Source organism: Priestia sp. FSL R5-0597, from assembly GCF_038006305.1.
Taxonomy (GTDB): Bacteria; Bacillota; Bacilli; order Bacillales; family Bacillaceae_H; genus Priestia; species Priestia zanthoxyli.
Genome location: NZ_JBBOUZ010000001.1, coordinates 1586703 through 1604471 on the forward strand (window position 1 = coordinate 1586703; position 17769 = coordinate 1604471).

Genomic DNA, 17769 nt, shown 5'->3' on the forward strand with positions numbered 1-17769 from the left:
ACAAGCGTTGCAAAAATTTGAGGGGAGCATTTTATATGCGGAAAAAATATAATCGCGTAGGTTATGCCGTTTTGACAATGTGTACAGCTTTATCTATCTCACTGCCTTTTACTACTCATCCAGCATCAGCAGAAAGCGCTGCTGACCCTGCACCAGAAATTAAAGCTTCTGTTGTAAATGAAAACAATGGTAAAAAAATCTTGTTTGATAATACCCATGGTCAAACGGCGGGTACAGCAGATTGGGTTATTGACGGAGGTTTTTCTGATTTTGGGAAAGGGCTGGCTGGCAGCGGGTTTGATGTAAAAGAGCTGCGGAAATCTACGCCGATTACATACAGTGACCTTAGCGGCTATAGTGTGTTTGTTGTGCCAGAAGCAAATATTCCGTATAAATCTTCTGAACAAGCTGCCCTTTTACAATATGTTCAGAACGGGGGAAGCGTCTTCTTTATTGCTGATCATTACAATGCAGACCGAAACAAAAACCGCTGGGATTCTTCAGAAGTTTTTAACGGGTACCGTCGTGGAGCATGGACAAACCCAGCAAAAGGCATGACAACGGAAGAAGCAAACTCTGAGGCAATGCAAAACGTAACAAGTTCTGACTGGTTAGCAAGTAACTTTGGTGTTCGCTTTCGCTATAATGCCATTGGTGATGTGACAGCCAATGATATTGTATCTCCTTCTCAAGCATTCGGTATTACGCTAGGTGTTTCCACCGTTGCTATGCATGCAGGTTCTACGGTTGCAATTACGGACCCAAACAAAGCAAAAGGAATTGTGTATCTTCCTAAGACAACGGCAAAATGGTCAAATGCTGTAGATCAAGGAGTGTATAACGGAGGGGGAAGAGCAGAAGGTCCTTTTGCTGCTGTTTCAAAAGTAGGGGCAGGTAAAGCTGCTTTTATAGGAGATTCTTCACCGGTTGAAGATGCTACACCAAAATATAAACGAGAAGATACAGGATCTTCTAAAACCACATATGACGGATTTAAGGAACAAGACGATTCTACACTGCTTGTAAATATGGTCAATTGGTTAGCGAAGCAAGAAAGCTATATTTCTTTGAATCAAGTATCAGGACTTCAATTGGATCAAGCTACAGCATTACTTTCGTCGGAAACGCCAAGTCAGTCCACTGAGCCTCAGCCAGAACCATGGTCTTCACCTACAGCAGGGTATAAATGGTACGATACGTCAACTTTTGCATCTGGTTCATATGGTTATAAAGGTGGAACTACGCAACCACCAACTGCTAGTGCTTACACATTTGAACATCAAGCCATTTTACCAACGAGCGGCGTATTCCAAATACGCGTAAAGGTAAGCGGGCTTTCAGCTAACACTGCGTACAGCACGTTTAATCTAGGTGTATATAACGGATCGGGAACTCAAATTGCTAAAGTCCAAAACGCAGATGGAAGCTGGCCGTCATCCTATGGATACAGCAGCAATTTTTCAATTACAACGGACGCAGCTGGAAATGGAGAAAAGGTTGTAAATGTCCAACTAAATCCAAGTGCAGCGGGGAGTGCTAATCTCCGTTTACGCCAAAGCAGTACGAACGCATATACAGAAGCTGTAACGGTAGGGAACGTAGCGGTTGAACCACTGCCTTAATAATAGTGAAAGCAAGCACTTGTGCTTGCTTTTTTGTTGTTGTATTTCCTATCTTTGAGGTTAAAGAAACGTCAGAGGAGAGGCTTATCCATAAAGGAGAAATATGATATCTTAGAAGAAAGAATGAAGTAAAAGGAGTCAGCTAATATGTCTAAATATAAAGAATTAGAGACAGGTTATCTAATGGATAAAATTAAAGAATACAAAGAATTAATTTGGAGAGTAGGGCCAGGAAGTGAAAGAACAATAGAAGCTGTTCAAGAGATTCAAGGAATGGAAAAAGAGTTAAAAGCACGGGATGCGGAATTTGAAGCTACGGATTGGAAAGCTTTTACTCAGGAAATAAGAGAGAACTACGATTTTATTTATTAAGAAGACACATTTATCATAATGTGCTTGAGATAAATATCTCCAAGTAGAAGGCTTTCTGTTTTCTACTTGGAAACGATAAAAGTAGTATGAAGCCGATTAAGAAAAATGATCCAGTATCAATGAAGCAAGTAATCCAAGTGCAGCAATCAATCCTGTAATAGAACCTCCTTCTTCATAGGCCTCTGGCATCATTGTAGAACCTACCATAGCAATAATACCACCGCCGGCAAAAGCAGCAATAGCAGCCATAAGTGTCTCAGATGCATGATCTAAAAAAACAAAGCCTGTCCATGAACTAAAAGCTGAAATGAACAAAACAGCTGCCCATAGTAAAAAAATTTTCCTCTTAGAGAATCCACTTTTTACTAGACCGGTCGTACTGGACAGTCCTTCAGGAATATTACTTATAAAAATAGCGATAACAAGAAGCCAGCTAACGGTTGCTTTTTCAATTAAGCTAGCTCCAATCATAATGGACTCTGGGATTGCATCCATGACGGTTCCTATAAATATAGCAATTCCAGAACTATTCGCGGCCATTTGTTTTGTAGACCTCTTTCTTTTATTCGCTCCTTGACGTGAAATTAGATAGTCTAAAAAAGTAAAAACGACAGCCCCCGCAAGGAACCCAAGAGAAGTAGCTTTTAACCCGCCGCTATGAACCGAGTCTCCAAGCAGCTCATAGGTAGATGCTCCAATTAATACACCCGTCCCAAAAGCCATAATATAACCAATTATCTTTTTGCCGATAGGCAAAAAAACTGCTGCCAAAGCACCAAGAAGGACAGCTGATCCTGAAATTCCGCCCCACATCGCAGCTTGCCACATGAAAAATCCCTCCTCATCTCTATTTTCTATGGATACTTTCCCTAAGAAAAGAAAGAAAAAACGTAAAAGTAGAAAAAAGGAATTTATTCGATTAAGTAATGGTTTCATTTCGTTATCCTTGTGAAAGAGAGTGTTCCAGCATCCAAGCTGAGACTATATTTATTTTAATATTCATAAAATTTTAATTATACTGAAATGAAAAACTATTTTACGAAAATGACTGATTTGACAGAGGTAAATGGTTTACTTAAGTGTTTTTCTGAAAAAAACAATTGTATTTCTGAGGAAAATTTATTATTATAAAATAAGTAATTATACAGTCGAATAGCTAAAAATAGAAAAAATAGTTTAGTTGTAAAGGTACTAGGTAAAAATGGAATGATTTAAAAACGACAGCTGTTCCATCAGAAACAGAAAGTATCTTTCCTAACAGAGCTATAACAAGTTTAGGAGGAGGAAATGGAATGGCAGACAAAGAGTTAAAAAGAGGCTTAGAATCTCGTCACATTCAAATGATCGCGCTTGGTGGAACAATTGGCGTTGGATTATTTATGGGATCAGCAAGCACGATTCAATGGACAGGTCCATCGGTATTGCTTGCTTACGCAATTTGCGGAATGTTTATTTTCTTTATTATGCGTGCTATGGGCGAAATGCTGTACATGGAACCAAGCACAGGTTCATTCGCTACATTTGGCCACAAATATATTCATCCATTAGCAGGTTATATGGCTGCTTGGAGTAACTGGTTTCAATTTGTAATCGTAGGGATGTCCGAAATTATAGCGGTAGGAGCATATATGCATTACTGGTTCCCTCATTTACCAGCTTGGGTGCCTGGTATTATCGCCATGTTGATTTTAGGCACAGCAAACTTAGTTTCAGTGAAATCATTTGGAGAGTTTGAATTTTGGTTTGCGATGATTAAAATTGTAACAATTATTTTAATGATTATCGCGGGACTTGGATTAATTTTCTTTGGATTTGGAAATGATGGAGACGCAATCGGGTTATCAAATCTTTGGGCACACGGAGGCTTCTTTGCAGGCGGATGGTCAGGCTTTTTCTTCGCGCTATCTCTTGTTATTGCAGCTTATCAAGGAGTCGAGCTAATTGGGATTACAGCTGGTGAAGCAAAGGATCCTAAAAAAACGTTAACAAGCGCAATTCAAAGCATCATCTGGCGCATTTTAATTTTTTATATTGGCGCTATTTTCGTCATCGTGACGGTATATCCTTGGAATGAGTTAGATTCTTTAGGAAGTCCATTTGTATCTACATTTGCTAAAGTTGGTGTTACGGCAGCTGCAGGTATCATTAACTTTGTAGTCATTACGGCAGCGATGTCAGGCTGTAATAGCGGAATCTTTAGTGCAGGACGCATGCTTTATACGCTCGGTGTAAACGGTCAAGCACCTAAATTCTTTACAAAAATTTCTCGCAACGGCGTTCCAATTTACAGTACGCTCGCTGTTATGATTGGATTAGTAATTGGTGTTATTTTAAACTACATCGCTCCACCTAATGTATTTGTTTATGTATACAGTGCTAGCGTGCTTCCTGGAATGATTCCTTGGTTCATTATTCTTATCAGCCAAATTCGTTTCCGTAAAGCTAAAGGTGCTGAAATGGATAGTCATCCTTTCAAAATGCCTTTTGCGCCTGTAACGAACTATGTAACCATTGCTTTTCTACTAATGGTGCTTGTAGGCATGTGGTTTAATGATGAAACGCGTATTTCACTTATTGTAGGGGTTATTTTCCTCGCTCTCGTTGTCATTAGTTTTTACGCATTCGGAATCAATAAACGTATGATACCTGATACAGAGAACGGTCAAATAAAGAAATAAATATGCTTTTTCATAATCGAAAAGCAAAACAAAAAAACGGCTGATAAAAGCCGTTTTTTTGTTTTGCTTAAATAAAAGACATAAGAAAAAATGTCATTAAATGCACAAAACGAAATACTCGTTCAAATGCAGGAGGAGAACGAGGAAGCAGGAGATGTTATTGATGTATTTATGAAAGAGTATAAAACAGAAGAAATTATTAAATAGCACGTAATTGAGAAGAATATTGAGTGGTTTTGTTGAATAAATAAAAAGAAAACACCTTTATTTTTTATTGAAAAAGAAACGGACGTAAGAAAACTTCTTGTTTATCAAGAAGTTTCTTTTGTATCTGAACATTAGTTTGTATACGCAGGTAGGGGAGAGGTGATGAAGGTGAAAAAAATTGGTGAAGGTCACGTCTTTTTTATTATTCTCGGAGGCCTGTTTATTTTAATAGGTACACTCTTTGCAAATACTTCTGTTTATTTTCTCATCTCCGGATGGATAGCAGCTGTCTGTTGTTTAGGAATCAGTGCTGTACTAAAGAAAGGAAAAACAAAATCAGTCAGTAAAGAAGATGAGCAATAATAATTTTTATATAAAGATGGAAATTAAATATATGAAAAGGAAGAATGGATATCCATTCTTCCTTAAGTCATGGTGTGTATGAAATTGTCTTAGAAACGTCCGCCGCCAAGTTGTTGCTCAGCTAATTGTACAAGACGTTTTGTGATTTCGCCGCCTACTGATCCGTTTGCACGTGCAGTAGTGTCAGCTCCTAAATTTACTCCGAACTCGCTAGCGATTTCATATTTCATTTGATCGATTGCTTGTTCAGCTCCGTATACTAATAATTCATTATTATTGCTGCTTTTATTGTTTGCCATTGTATTCAACTCCTTTCTGTAACGTTAAGGTGTGAATAAAGGAAGAAGAATATGCAACAAACTGATATTTATTTTATAAAAAACATATTTTTACGTCGTTTGCCCTTCTAGAAGCTTAACAGGAAGACAGATTTCACGGGGGACATTACTAAATTCTCCTTCAATTTCTTTTAGTAAAATATCAATGGCTGTTTGAGCAATCGATTCGATTGGCTGTTGAATTGTAGTTAGGCCAGGTAACAAAGTCTGACTGGCTTCTGTTCCATCATAGCCCACGATTTTTAAATCTTTTGGGATGCATTTTCCTCTTTTTTGTGCTTCAGCAACTACTAAAGCTGCAAGTAAGTCATCGCTTGCAAAAATACCGTCTACTTCCGGATGTTCTTCAAAAACCTTAGAAATAGTTTCTCGCTGAATGTTGCGGTCAAAGGTATTTGAAATCTCATACGTGATAGGCTGTTTTCCGTACTGTTTCATCACGTTTTCATATGCTTTCCTTCTTAAGTTAGCTGGAGTTTCAAGTTTAAGGGGACCGTTAATATGAATAATATGCTTACAATCTTTTGAAATAAGCAATTCCGTGGCTTGTTCTCCTCCAGAATAGTTATCAGAAGATACGGTAGGAATATCTTTTGATAAATAATGATCGACTGCTACTACAGGAAGGCTTTGACTTTCGGAATCAAAAATACCTCTATTATAAGTAACGGCAATAACACCGTCTACCTGATTTCTGATAAGCATTTCTACATATTTTTTTTCTTTATCAATGCGATTCAGACTGTTACAAAGAAGTACTTTGTAGTTAAGGGAAGCACATATACTTTCAATATGAAAGGCTAACTCTCCGAAAAAAGGGTTGCTCGTTTGCGGGACAATCATCCCGATTAAATTTGTTCGCTTATTAAATAATGAACGCGCAATATCATTTGGGAAATAATTAATTTCTTTCATTGCTTTATAGACATTTTCTCGCGTTTCTTTGCTTATGTAACCACGGTTATTTAATACACGAGAAACTGTAGTCGGTGAAACACCTGCAATTTTTGCTACATCACTAATTTTGGCTTTCATCTAGTTTCCTCCTAATTTCTCCAAAACCTTGCTTTTATAGTATATATCTGCTGTGGAAAAGCCTTAAAATAAATGCAATCAAGCAAGCAGCTTTCCAGTCGCTACGTTTTATTTTGATACATAAAAATCTATGTAAGGATTGTAAACGGTTTATTGAACAACTTAAACATACCACAAAGCCCACTTTTACGCCTAATACAAGCTTTTTGCAATATAAAATGTGAAACCGGTTGACATATGAAACCGGTTGACATAAAATCAAGTTGAAAGTGCTTTCATTTTGTTAGATAAAAGATTTTATATCTTAAGCTAAAGGGGTAACTAAAATGAAAAGTTCAAAAAGTTTATATTGGAAGCTGAGTGCATATTTTTTCTTCTTCTTTTTTACGTGGTCGTCGAGCTACTCTTTATTTTCTATCTGGTTAGGGCAAGAGATTAAGTTGAACGGATCAGCTACAGGCTTAATCTTTTCTGTAAACGCTATCTTTGCATTGTGTATGCAGCCTTTGTACGGATATATATCTGACAGGATAGGTTTAAAGAAGCACATTTTATTTTTTATTAGCTGTCTTTTAGTGTTTGTAGGACCATTTTATATTTTTGTTTATGGGCCCTTACTTCAATACAATGTGTTGATAGGAGCTATTATTGGAGGCTTATATTTAGGAGTAGCGTTTTTGGCGGGCATCGGAGCGATTGAAACATACATAGAGAAAGTCAGCCGAAAATATAAATTTGAGTACGGGAAATCTAGAATGTGGGGGTCATTAGGCTGGGCTGCAGCTACATTCTTTGCAGGACAACTATTTAACATTAATCCTCATATTAATTTTTGGGTGGCATCCGTTTCAGCGGTTATCCTAGTGGCTATTATTTTTTCTGTGAAGGTAGAAATGAGCAGCTATGAAATGGAAAAAGCTGAATCTGTCACGCTGAGAGATGTAGGTAATTTATTCTTATTGAAGGAATTTTGGTTTTTTATGATTTATGTTGTTGGCGTTACGTGCGTGTATGGGGTATACGATCAGCAATTTCCTATCTATTACGCATCTTTGTTTCCTACTGAATCGATAGGTAATCAAGTATTTGGCTACTTAAATTCGTTTCAAGTATTTTTAGAAGCCGGAATGATGTTCGCAGCACCGTTTATTGTAAATAAGATCGGTGCAAAAAATAGTTTGATTTTAGCAGGATTTCTAATGGGATTTCGTATTATTGGGTCAGGACTTGTGGTTGGTCCAATTGGAATATCTTCGATGAAGCTTATTCATGCATTAGAACTTCCTATTATGCTCATTGCCATCTTTAAATATTTGGCAGCTAACTTTGACACGCGCCTATCTTCTATCCTTTATTTGGTTGGATTCCAATTCGCTTCACAAATAGGTGCTTCAGTTCTTTCACCCATAGCGGGAGGATTATATGATAGCGTAGGCTTTTCCCGTACCTATTTAATTATGGGAGGTATGGTTTTGGTATTTAACGTTATTTCCATGTTTACACTACTAAACTCTAAAAAACATAAGTTTATAAGAAAAGATGTACAAGAAAACACGCAGATTATATAGGGGGATATGATGATGTTAACGATAAATAAAATCGAGCAAGCTCAACGTTCATTAAATGAAGCAGAGAAAAAGGTAAATCATCAATATCGGTTAGGGTATCATATTATGGCGCCAGCGAACTGGATTAATGATCCGAATGGGTTGGTTCAGTATAAAGGAGAATATCATGTTTTTTATCAACATCATCCTTATGACGAGAATTGGGGACCGATGCATTGGGGACATGTCAAAAGCAAAGATCTTGTTCATTGGCAGCATTTACCGATTGCTTTAGCTCCTGGAGATACATTTGATAAAGATGGATGTTTTTCTGGAAGTGCCGTGGATAACGAAGGAGAGCTTACGCTAATTTATACAGGACATAATTATATAGACAAAGAGCTGGATACTTTTTTTCAAAACCAAAATATAGCTGTTAGTAAAGACGGCATTACCTTTGAAAAAGTAGAGGTCAACCCAGTTATTGCGGAGCCGCCGGCAGATAGTTCTCATCATTTTCGAGACCCTAAAGTATGGAAGCACGAGGATTTCTGGTATATGATTCTAGGAAACTCAACAAAGAAACAAGAGGGACGCGTTATTTTATACCGGTCTTCAAATTTACGAAAATGGGAATATGTTGGCGTCCTTGCTAAAAGCGATGGAGATCTAGGATATATGTGGGAGTGTCCGGACTTCTTTGAGTTAGACGGAAAGCATGTGTTAATGATTTCTCCTCAAGGGATAGAAGCAAAAGGTGATTCCTATCACAACCTTTTCCAAACGGGATATTTAGTTGGAGAATATAGTTATGAAACCAATACCTTTCATCATGGGTCATTTACTGAATTAGATCACGGCCACGATTTTTATGCTGTTCAAACGCTTTTAGATGATAAAGGAAGACGAATTGCAATCGGGTGGATGGACATGTGGGAAGCTAATATGCCAACGAAAGAGGATGGATGGTGCGGTGCGCTAACGCTTCCGAGAGAACTAACTTTAAGAGAGGATAAAGTGTTAATGAACCCCGTCCAAGAGCTGACATCACTTCGGAAAACTCAATATAATATGCTAACCAATAAAGCTCTTTCTGAAAGCTGTGTAGTAGAAGTAAATGAAGATTTGCTAGAGATACAAGCTGTATTTGATTTAGCGGACTGCCAAGCTTCATCAGTAGGAATAAAAATTTGTGGAATAAACAATGATGAAACGCTTATGTGTTATAACCTTAATGAGCAAAAGCTAGTGCTTGACTGTACTCACTCGGGAAAAGAAGATGGAGTGAGGAAAGTAGCGTTGCAAGCAGGTGAGACACTAGCTTTACGAATATTTGTGGATCGTTCTTCCATCGAAGTATTTGCAAACGAAGGACAAGCTACCATGACAAGCCGCATTTATCCAAAAGAAAGCAGGCTTGGAATTGAGTTATTTACTGAAGGAGGAGACGTAATCGTAAAAGAGTTAACGTATTGGAATTTAAAAGATATTTGGGGGTAAAATACAGAGGAAGAAGTATATTAATACTTCTTCTTTTTTGAGCATTTAATAGCTCGTCAACAAAGTGGCGGTATATAAATGGATAAGGCACTTTAGATTAAAAGTACGAGCAAATACGATATAATAGTAAAAGAGATAATGAATGAAAGAGAAACTGTCCTGCTCTAAGATGCCCAAAAGAAAGCAGGATAGAGCAGGGCTGCTGCACTTATAAAACCACGATCAGTAAAGAAAAGAGTTATGTTTTAAGACACAAGAAGAAAAGGAGATACGATGACTAATCAAAAAGAAACAGGATGGAATTTACGTAATAGCTATGCGGAGTTACCAAACATTTTTTTTACGCCTCTTGATCCTAATCCAGTGAGTTCACCTAAAATAGTCAAATTTAACGACTCTTTAGCCGCATCTCTAGGGTTACAAAAAGAACAGCTGCAAAGCCAAGAAGGAGTTAGCATTTTGGCTGGAAACAGTGTTCCAAAAGGTGCTTTCCCGCTTGCACAAGCTTATGGGGGGCATCAATTTGGCCACTTTAACATGCTAGGAGACGGACGGGCTATGCTGATAGGGGAGCAAGTTACGCCTTCGGGTGAACGAGTGGATCTTCAGCTTAAAGGCTCAGGCCGAACTCCGTATTCCCGGGGTGGAGACGGTCGTGCAGCTCTGGGACCTATGCTGCGTGAGTATATGATTAGTGAGGCGATGCAGGCCCTTGGTATTCCGACTACTCGGAGCCTGGCAGTCGTAACAACAGGCGAATCCATTGTTCGCGAAAAAGAACTGCCGGGGGCGATTTTGACGCGTGTAGCTTCCAGTCACCTTCGTTTTGGCACATTTCAATTTGCTGCAAAATGGGGAACAGTCGAAAACCTTCAAGCTTTAGCTGACTATGCATTAGAACGTCACTTCTCCCACATAGAAAAGAATGAAAAAAAATATTTATCATTGCTTCAAGAAGTGATTAAGCGTCACGCTACCCTAGTTGCTAAATGGCAGCTTATTGGTTTTATTCATGGCGTCATGAATACGGATAATATGACAATTAGCGGAGAAACAATTGATTATGGGCCATGTGCATTTATGGATACCTATGATCCAGAAACTGTATTTAGTTCAATTGATGTACAAGGGCGCTATGCATATCAAAATCAACCAGGCATTACAGGGTGGAATCTTGCGAGGTTTGCTGAAGCTTTATTACCTCTGTTGGATCAAGATATAGAAAAAGCAGTTGAAATAGCACAAAACGCCGTGACGGAATTTCCAAAATTCTATCGAGAAAACTGGCTGGCGGGTATGCAGGCTAAACTTGGGCTTTTTAACGAAGAAAAAGAAGATGAAGCATTATTCCAAGAGCTTCTTACCATGATGAAAACCTATAAAGCTGACTATACAAATACATTTCGTGCATTAACTTTCAATAAGCTAGGAAAGAGTGAACTGTTTGAAAGCGAAGAATTTGCACAGTGGCAGGAGTTATGGCAGAAAAGACTAGGCAGACAAAAACAATCTAAAGCAGAGTCGGAAGAGCTTATGAAACATAACAATCCCGCTGTCATTCCTCGAAATCACCGAGTAGAAGCAGCGCTAGATGCAGCACAAAAAGGAGACTACAGCGTTATGGAAGATCTTCTAGAAGTGCTTTCTAGCCCATATGAATCGCCGGATCAGTCAGAGTATTGTACACCGTCTGCTCCGTCTAATCAGCCTTATCAAACGTACTGCGGCACTTGATTTATTTAGATAAGAACAGCTATTTAAAGACAGCATAAATGAAACCAAAAAGAGCTCTTTATAAAGAGCTCTTTTTGATTTCCTGAAAAATGTATGATTGATTAATTGAAATGATAGCGATTACTTGGGAAGAGCTGCATAAAATTTAACAGTATAAAAGAATCAAAATAAAAAGAGATTACCTAATTCTTTTGTCTCTTATTATTACCAGTAGAAACTATTATATAATAAATTATTCCACTATTTCACAAAAAATACATTAACGATATTTTCTTGAAGCCTGGGTACTTTAACAGCTGTAGAAAAGCTTATAAAAGAATAGTAGGTTAAATATGATGATGAATTTGCCGATTTAATTAAAAAGTTAAAGATTTAAGACTTTATAACTAAATTAAAAAAACAAAGGGATAAAAAAGGGTATGATCACTCCATTTTACCTATTTGACTTTTCAATATTATGCAAGTAATCTTGGAAAGGTAATGGAACCGGTTCTGTTATTTCGCCAGATGGATATGACTTCTCGATACATAGAAAATGGATCACTTGTGAGTAACACAAGAAAAAGTATGATACAAAAGGGAGAAAACAGATGAACATTAAGAAAATCGCAAAGCGAACAACAGCATTATCTTTTGCTGCAGCTATGTTAGTAGGTGCTGGATCTCAAACATGGGCAGCTGAAAGCAATCATAAAGATACAAATAATAATTATAGAGTTTCTCATATTACACGTGATAACATGCTGAAAATTCCTCAGCAGCAAAAAAGCGAACAGTTTAAAGTTCCAGCTTTTGATAAAGCAACAATCAAAAATATTGCCTCTGCAAAAGGGTATGATAAATCGGGTAATTTAATTGACTTAGACGTATGGGACAGCTGGCCTCTGCAAAATGCTGACGGAACAGTAGCCAACTACCATGGTTACCAAGTTGTATTTGCGCTAGCAGGCAATCCTAAAGATGCGGATGATACATCTATTTATGTGTTTTATAAAAAAATAGGTGAAGAGTCGATTGACAGTTGGAAAAATGCAGGAAGAGTGTTCAAAGACAGTGATAAATTTGTACCGAATGACCCTCATTTGAAAAAACAAACACAAGAATGGTCAGGATCTGCTACTTTAACATCAGACGGAAAAGTACGCTTATTCTATACTAATTTTTCAGGTACAAACTATGGAAAACAAACTTTAACAACAGCTCAAGTAAATGTATCTCAGCCAAGTGCAGATACGTTAAAAATTGAAGGTGTTGAAGATCATAAATCCATTTTTGATGGTGATGGTAAAAAATATCAAAATATTCAGCAGTTTATCGACGAAGGCGCATATGGTTCAGAAGATAATCATACGTTGAGAGATCCTCACTATGTAGAAGATAAAGGGCATAAATACCTTGTGTTTGAAGCAAACACAGGAACTGAAGATGGTTATCAAGGGGAGGATTCTCTTTACAATCGAGCTTACTACGGTGGAAACAATCCATTTTTCCAATCAGAAAAAGAGAAATTACTGCAGAGTTCTAATAAAAAGAAAGCCTCTTTAGCAAACGGCGCATTAGGCATTGTAGAACTAAATAACGACTATACCTTAAAAAAAGTAATGGATCCACTGATTACCTCAAACACGGTAACAGATGAAATTGAACGCGCAAATGTATTCAAAAAAGATGGAAAATGGTACTTATTCACAGATTCTCGCGGGTCTAAAATGACCATTGATGGTATCGGCCAAGATGACGTATATATGCTAGGATACGTATCAAATACGCTGACAGGAAAATACAAACCGCTAAATGATACAGGACTTGTTTTACATATGAACCTCGATCCTAATGACAAAACGTTCACGTATTCACATTTTGCAGTTCCGCAAGTTAAAGGAGACAATGTCGTGATTACAAGTTACATGACAAACAGAGGCTTCTATTCAGAGGAACACTCTACGTTTGCTCCTAGCTTCTTGTTAAGTATTAAAGGATCAAAAACAGCTGTTGTGAAAAATAGTATTTTACAACAAGGACAATTAACTGCAGATAAATAATTTTTAAAAACGAAAGAGAATGGCGACAACTGCTGCTGTTTTCTTTCGTTTTATTATGTAAGCAAAAATATGCTGTAACTGCAGTGCTAAGTAAAATGAAAAAGTAGTATATACAGATTCACAGTTATTCAAAGAAAATGAAACATTCAGACAGACTATAACTTTAAGAATGAAACCGGTTGACATGCAAGGTTGACTAACTTAATATATTTACATATAATGGCTTGAAACGCTTTCATAGATTAGTATGACATGATGGTACTTATAGGTGAAATAACTTGTAGTAGTAGGGAATGTCTCATTTCTTTGAAAGAGAAACTTCCGATCGTGAACTGAAAATAAAGAAGGTGCTTCTAATGAAACGAATTGATAAGGTATACAATCAGCTGTTGAGTAATTTTCAGGAGTTTACAGAAGTGGAACTTTTACATAACCAAGGAAGCTCAGCGATTGAAATTGCTGAACAGTTAGATTTAGAGAGATCTAATGTAAGTCTTGAACTGAACAAACTTGTCCGCATGCAAAAAGTAATTAAAATTAAAATGTTCCCCGTTCGCTACGCTCCGCTAGAGATTGTCGAAACCATTTTTCGTCAAAAGTGGGATACGAATAAGATGGAAGTGGAAAAACTAGAGCAGCTATCTAATGGGGGAAAAGAAGAAGCACTTTCTGCTAATCCTTTTGAATTAATGATTGGAGCCACAGGCAGTTTGAAAAAATCGATTTCTCAAGCAAAAGCTGCTGTTCTTTACCCGCCCAATGGGTTACATATGCTGCTATTAGGTCCCACGGGATCAGGCAAATCTCTTTTTGCAAAACGAATCTATCAATTTGCTATATATTCAGAGAGGTTAAAAACAGGGGCCCCGTTCATTACCTTTAACTGCGCTGATTACTATCACAATCCTCAATTACTTCTTTCTCAGTTATTTGGTCATAAGCAAGGGAGTTTCACTGGAGCAACTGAAAGTAAAGTAGGTTTAGTAGAACAAGCAAATGAAGGCATTCTCTTTATGGATGAAATACACCGGCTTCCTCCTGAAGGTCAAGAAATGCTTTTTTACCTCATTGATCAAGGTACGTACAATCGCCTGGGGGAAACAGATCATAAGCGAACGTCTAAAGTATTAATTATTTGTGCTACAACTGAAAATCCCGGTTCAGCCTTACTGCAAACTTTCTTAAGAAGAATTCCGATGACTATCCATATTCCGTCATTAGAAGAGCGATCTCTCAAAGAAAAGATTCATCTCACAACGTTTCTTTTAGAACAAGAAGCTAAACGAATTAATAAAAAGCTAAGTGTCCACATTGATGTATTAAATGCTTTAATCCACACTGAAAAATTTGGGAATGTAGGGCAGTTAAAGTCCAATGTACAGCTCGTGTGCGCACACGGATTTTTAAATAACCTTGATAGTAAACATATGGTGGAACTTACAGTGAGAGATTTGCCTGATGATATTAAACGAGATTGGATTTCAAATAGTAAAAATATGGAGCGCAGCAGAAAAATTTCTGAATATGTAAATCTCAAAACGATCATTTCTCCGGCTATGGAGAGCCAAGAAATAAAAATAGAGGAAGACGTATCGTTTAATTTATATCAGTTAATAGAAGAAAAAGTAGATGTTTTAACAAAAGAAGGTTTATCTCAAGAAGACATCAATCAATATATTCTTACCGACATTCATTTGAATGTTCGGAGCTTTTTTAATCAAAAAAATGGCCAGAGTTCTAATTTAATGAAATTCGTAGAAGACGACGTAATTCAGCTTACAAAAGAATTAAAACATTTAGCAGAAAAAGAATTGAACTGTAAATTTGATCGCAGATTTATTCATTTTTTGAGTATGCATATGGAATCCTTTTTAAAGCGAAAAAAACAAGTAGACGTATTAAATACAAAGGAGATAGATGAAATTCGCGAAACGTATCCAAAAGAATATGCGGTAGCCCTGCTTTTTAAAAATCGAATCGAAAAGTGGTTTAACATCAGCGTACCAGAAATAGAAGTTATTTATCTCACAATGGTTATTCAATCAATTCGAACGTTAAAAGAAAATAAACGAGTAGGAATTATAGTTGCTGCCCATGGAAACAGCACGGCAACTTCTATGGTAGAAGTGGCTACGGAGCTTTTAGGAAGTACTCCTATTATAGCTATTGATGTGCCTTTGACGGTATCTCCAGTCGAAATTGTAGATAGATTAATCCAGGGAATTAAGAAAGTAGATGAAGGAGAAGGCGTATTAATGCTTGTAGACATGGGCTCGCTTGCCATGTTAGAAAGCAAGTTAGAACAAAAAACAGGGACTAAGATTAAAACAATCAGCAACGTGACGACGTCTATGGTGTTAGACACCGTTAGAAAAGTAAATTATTTAGACTTAAATTTATATGCCATATTTGATTCGGTGCAAAAAGACTTTATGGAATTTATAGATAAGCAGCAGCATGTGTTTGGGAAAAAGAAAGCCCTTGTTTCTATTTGTACAACAGGAAGCGGTACAGCAAAACAATTAGAAAAAATCTTAACGATTATTTCACGGAAAGTATCTCAAGAGCCTATTAAAATTCTAACCGTTTCTTCTATTAAATTAGCAGCAAACATTCGGGAAATTCAAAAAGAATATGAAATTGTCGCAACAGCAGGTACCAAAAACCCTAAGATTGATGCGCCTCATGTATCACTAGAAGTCCTTATTGAAGGGCAGGGAGAGCGAATACTTCAACAGGCAATTACAAAAGAAACGATACGCTATGATGAGGAGAAGACTGAAGGGAATATTGTAGTGCGTGAACTTTGCGAAGAAAACTTGCGAAAGTACCTTCTATTTATTAATCCGTATCTCATAAGTGAAATTCTGTTAGAGTGGTTAAGTCACGTACAAGATGAGTTAGAAATGGAATTAAGCAACACCGTTATGATTCGAATTGTGATGCATACAGCCTTTGCTTTAGAAAGAATGATAAAAAACGAACCCCTTGCTTTTCCGGAGGATGAAGAAATCACTCATCAGTTAGAAAGTATTTATCAAAAAACGGAAAAAACATTACAAGCCGTCGAAAAAAAGCTTAAACTTACCTTAACAAGAGATGAAAAATTATTTATTGCCACCATTTTTGCGGATGAAATGTAAAAATCATATGATAATCCCAAGAAACTAGTTTAATTTATATGCCGCTAGTTTCTTTTTTTATCCCATTTTTTAAATAACAGAAAAACCTGTATTAAAACGCATGACGTTTTGATACAGGTTTGTTTATTTTAAGGAACCTGTATCAACAACATAGAAAAAGGTATTGAAAAATAAATGAAAGCGCTTAATACTCTTTGTTGGCACGATACTTGCAATAAATAAGTGTAGAACGTAAAAGAGAGGAGCAAGTGTACATGATTTCAGTCATTATTAGTGGGCATGGTGATTTCGCACCAGCATTAGAGGGGGCTTCCAAAATGATATTTGGTGAAGAGAATCACGTAGTAGCCGTACCTTTTCTAAAAGGAGAGGGTATCCAAACGCTTGAAGCAAAATATAAGCAAGCATTAGAGGAGATGCCCTTAGAAAATGAAGTGCTTTTTCTAGTCGATATTTTTGGAGGTACACCTTACAATGCGGCTACTCCATATATCCTTAAAAACAAAACAGCGGATATGGTATCCGGAGTTAACTTGCCTATGTTATTAGAAGTGTTAGCCATGAGGGAACACGTTACATTAAAAGAGATGCTAGGGAGATTAAAGCAAGTGAATGAAGAAAGTTTTCAAGTGTGCAGTGAACATTTGGAGAAAGTCCAGCAAGCAAACCAAATCGGAGAGGATGGATTATTATGAAAATCGTTTTAGCAAGAATTGATGACCGCTTTATTCACGGGCAGGTATTAACAAGATGGATCAAAACAAATGCAGCAGATCGAATTATCATTGTTTCAGATGAGGTGGCAGCGGATGAAATGCGAAAAACGCTTATTCTTTCTGTGGCTCCTTCGAATATAAAAGCAAGTGCTGTCTCAATTTCTAAAATGACAAAAGCATTTCACAGCCCTCGTTATCAGGATACAACAGCCATGCTGCTGTTTGAAAGTCCCGCAGATATTGTTGCTCTTGTTCAAGCTGGAGTGCCTATTGAGACAGTAAACGTAGGCGGCATGCGTTTTGCTAATGACCGAAAACAAATCACCAAATCTGTAAGCGTTACCGAAAAAGATATCGATGCTTTTGAGAAACTGCAGGAACTAGGCGTAAAGCTTGAGCTGCGCCAATTACCTTCAGATTCTAGCGAAAATTTTATTCAACTACTGAGAAATGAAACAAAAATCAAATAAGG

Annotated in this window: 14 protein-coding genes; 11 read left to right on the plus strand and 3 right to left on the minus strand. The window is 37.2% G+C overall.

The genetic code is table 11. The annotated features are described in order from the left end of the window. The first annotated feature begins 35 nt into the window (after positions 1-35). Entirely contained in the window at positions 36-1622 is a 1587-nt protein-coding gene (locus MKX72_RS08035; RefSeq protein WP_155008590.1) for a DNA-binding protein, read from the plus strand. Between the two features lie 147 nt (positions 1623-1769). After that, the gene (locus MKX72_RS08040) at positions 1770-1994 is read left to right on the plus strand and encodes a hypothetical protein (protein WP_028413940.1); all 225 of its coding nucleotides are present in this window, start codon (positions 1770-1772) and stop codon (positions 1992-1994) included. A gap of 96 nt (positions 1995-2090) precedes the next feature. Here the strand turns inward: MKX72_RS08040 and MKX72_RS08045 are convergent, their stop codons facing one another. Further along, positions 2091-2822: a ZIP family metal transporter gene (locus MKX72_RS08045; RefSeq protein ID WP_033578511.1), complete on the minus strand. Its 732-nt coding sequence runs from the start codon at positions 2820-2822 to the stop codon at positions 2091-2093. Positions 2823-3286: 464 nt separating this feature from the next. On the opposite strand from MKX72_RS08045, the gene MKX72_RS08050 reads away from it, so the two are divergent. Next, the gene (locus MKX72_RS08050) at positions 3287-4672 is read left to right on the plus strand and encodes an amino acid permease (protein ID WP_033578512.1); all 1386 of its coding nucleotides are present in this window, start codon (positions 3287-3289) and stop codon (positions 4670-4672) included. A gap of 369 nt (positions 4673-5041) precedes the next feature. Then, complete coding sequence (locus MKX72_RS08055; protein ID WP_028413937.1) at positions 5042-5242, plus strand: hypothetical protein; 201 nt, start codon at positions 5042-5044, stop codon at positions 5240-5242. Between the two features lie 89 nt (positions 5243-5331). Here the strand turns inward: MKX72_RS08055 and MKX72_RS08060 are convergent, their stop codons facing one another. Together MKX72_RS08060 and MKX72_RS08065 are read right to left on the minus strand one after the other, a co-directional pair. Next, a complete protein-coding gene (locus tag MKX72_RS08060; RefSeq protein WP_013058452.1) occupies positions 5332-5541 on the minus strand; it encodes an alpha/beta-type small acid-soluble spore protein in 210 nt (69 codons plus the stop codon). Positions 5542-5631: 90 nt separating this feature from the next. Further along, complete coding sequence (locus tag MKX72_RS08065) at positions 5632-6615, minus strand: LacI family DNA-binding transcriptional regulator (protein WP_028413936.1); 984 nt, start codon at positions 6613-6615, stop codon at positions 5632-5634. 326 nt (positions 6616-6941) lie between these two features. Between MKX72_RS08065 and MKX72_RS08070 the strand changes: the two genes are divergently transcribed. From MKX72_RS08070 to MKX72_RS08100, 7 genes are all read left to right on the plus strand, one after another. Further along, entirely contained in the window at positions 6942-8183 is a 1242-nt protein-coding gene (locus tag MKX72_RS08070) for an MFS transporter (RefSeq protein ID WP_028413935.1), read from the plus strand. Positions 8184-8204: 21 nt separating this feature from the next. Further along, positions 8205-9662 (plus strand): glycoside hydrolase family 32 protein, encoded by a 1458-nt coding sequence (locus MKX72_RS08075; RefSeq protein ID WP_034266694.1) that lies wholly within the window; start codon positions 8205-8207, stop codon positions 9660-9662. A 273-nt stretch (positions 9663-9935) separates the two neighbouring features. Then, a complete protein-coding gene (locus MKX72_RS08080) occupies positions 9936-11396 on the plus strand; it encodes a protein adenylyltransferase SelO (RefSeq protein WP_033578515.1) in 1461 nt (486 codons plus the stop codon). Between the two features lie 590 nt (positions 11397-11986). Then, a complete protein-coding gene (locus MKX72_RS08085) occupies positions 11987-13438 on the plus strand; it encodes a glycoside hydrolase family 68 protein (RefSeq protein WP_033578516.1) in 1452 nt (483 codons plus the stop codon). Positions 13439-13794: 356 nt separating this feature from the next. Further along, positions 13795-16581 carry a sigma 54-interacting transcriptional regulator gene (locus MKX72_RS08090; RefSeq protein ID WP_155008589.1) on the plus strand — a complete coding sequence of 929 codons (2787 nt, stop codon included), beginning with the start codon at positions 13795-13797 and terminating at the stop codon, positions 16579-16581. Between the two features lie 254 nt (positions 16582-16835). Then, positions 16836-17276 (plus strand): mannose/fructose/sorbose PTS transporter subunit IIA, encoded by a 441-nt coding sequence (locus MKX72_RS08095; protein WP_033578518.1) that lies wholly within the window; start codon positions 16836-16838, stop codon positions 17274-17276. Further along, a complete protein-coding gene (locus MKX72_RS08100; protein ID WP_155008588.1) occupies positions 17273-17767 on the plus strand; it encodes a PTS system mannose/fructose/N-acetylgalactosamine-transporter subunit IIB in 495 nt (164 codons plus the stop codon). The genes MKX72_RS08095 and MKX72_RS08100 overlap by 4 nt, the downstream gene beginning before the upstream one ends. The last annotated feature ends 2 nt before the right edge of the window (positions 17768-17769 follow it).

Excerpts from the sequence above, each read along its gene's own strand:
- MKX72_RS08090 (WP_155008589.1), top strand. The coding sequence starts at position 13,795 with ATGAAACGAATTGATAAGGTATACAATCAGCTGTTGAGTAATTTTCAG.
- MKX72_RS08035 (WP_155008590.1), top strand. The coding sequence starts at position 36 with ATGCGGAAAAAATATAATCGCGTAGGTTATGCCGTTTTGACAATGTGT.
- MKX72_RS08050 (WP_033578512.1), top strand. The coding sequence starts at position 3,287 with ATGGCAGACAAAGAGTTAAAAAGAGGCTTAGAATCTCGTCACATTCAA.
- MKX72_RS08070 (WP_028413935.1), top strand. The coding sequence starts at position 6,942 with ATGAAAAGTTCAAAAAGTTTATATTGGAAGCTGAGTGCATATTTTTTC.
- MKX72_RS08055 (WP_028413937.1), top strand. The coding sequence starts at position 5,042 with ATGAAGGTGAAAAAAATTGGTGAAGGTCACGTCTTTTTTATTATTCTC.
- MKX72_RS08060 (WP_013058452.1), bottom strand. The coding sequence starts at position 5,541 with ATGGCAAACAATAAAAGCAGCAATAATAATGAATTATTAGTATACGGA.
- MKX72_RS08065 (WP_028413936.1), bottom strand. The coding sequence starts at position 6,615 with ATGAAAGCCAAAATTAGTGATGTAGCAAAAATTGCAGGTGTTTCACCG.
- MKX72_RS08040 (WP_028413940.1), top strand. The coding sequence starts at position 1,770 with ATGTCTAAATATAAAGAATTAGAGACAGGTTATCTAATGGATAAAATT.
- MKX72_RS08085 (WP_033578516.1), top strand. The coding sequence starts at position 11,987 with ATGAACATTAAGAAAATCGCAAAGCGAACAACAGCATTATCTTTTGCT.
- MKX72_RS08095 (WP_033578518.1), top strand. The coding sequence starts at position 16,836 with ATGATTTCAGTCATTATTAGTGGGCATGGTGATTTCGCACCAGCATTA.
- MKX72_RS08045 (WP_033578511.1), bottom strand. The coding sequence starts at position 2,822 with ATGTGGCAAGCTGCGATGTGGGGCGGAATTTCAGGATCAGCTGTCCTT.
- MKX72_RS08100 (WP_155008588.1), top strand. The coding sequence starts at position 17,273 with ATGAAAATCGTTTTAGCAAGAATTGATGACCGCTTTATTCACGGGCAG.
- MKX72_RS08080 (WP_033578515.1), top strand. The coding sequence starts at position 9,936 with ATGACTAATCAAAAAGAAACAGGATGGAATTTACGTAATAGCTATGCG.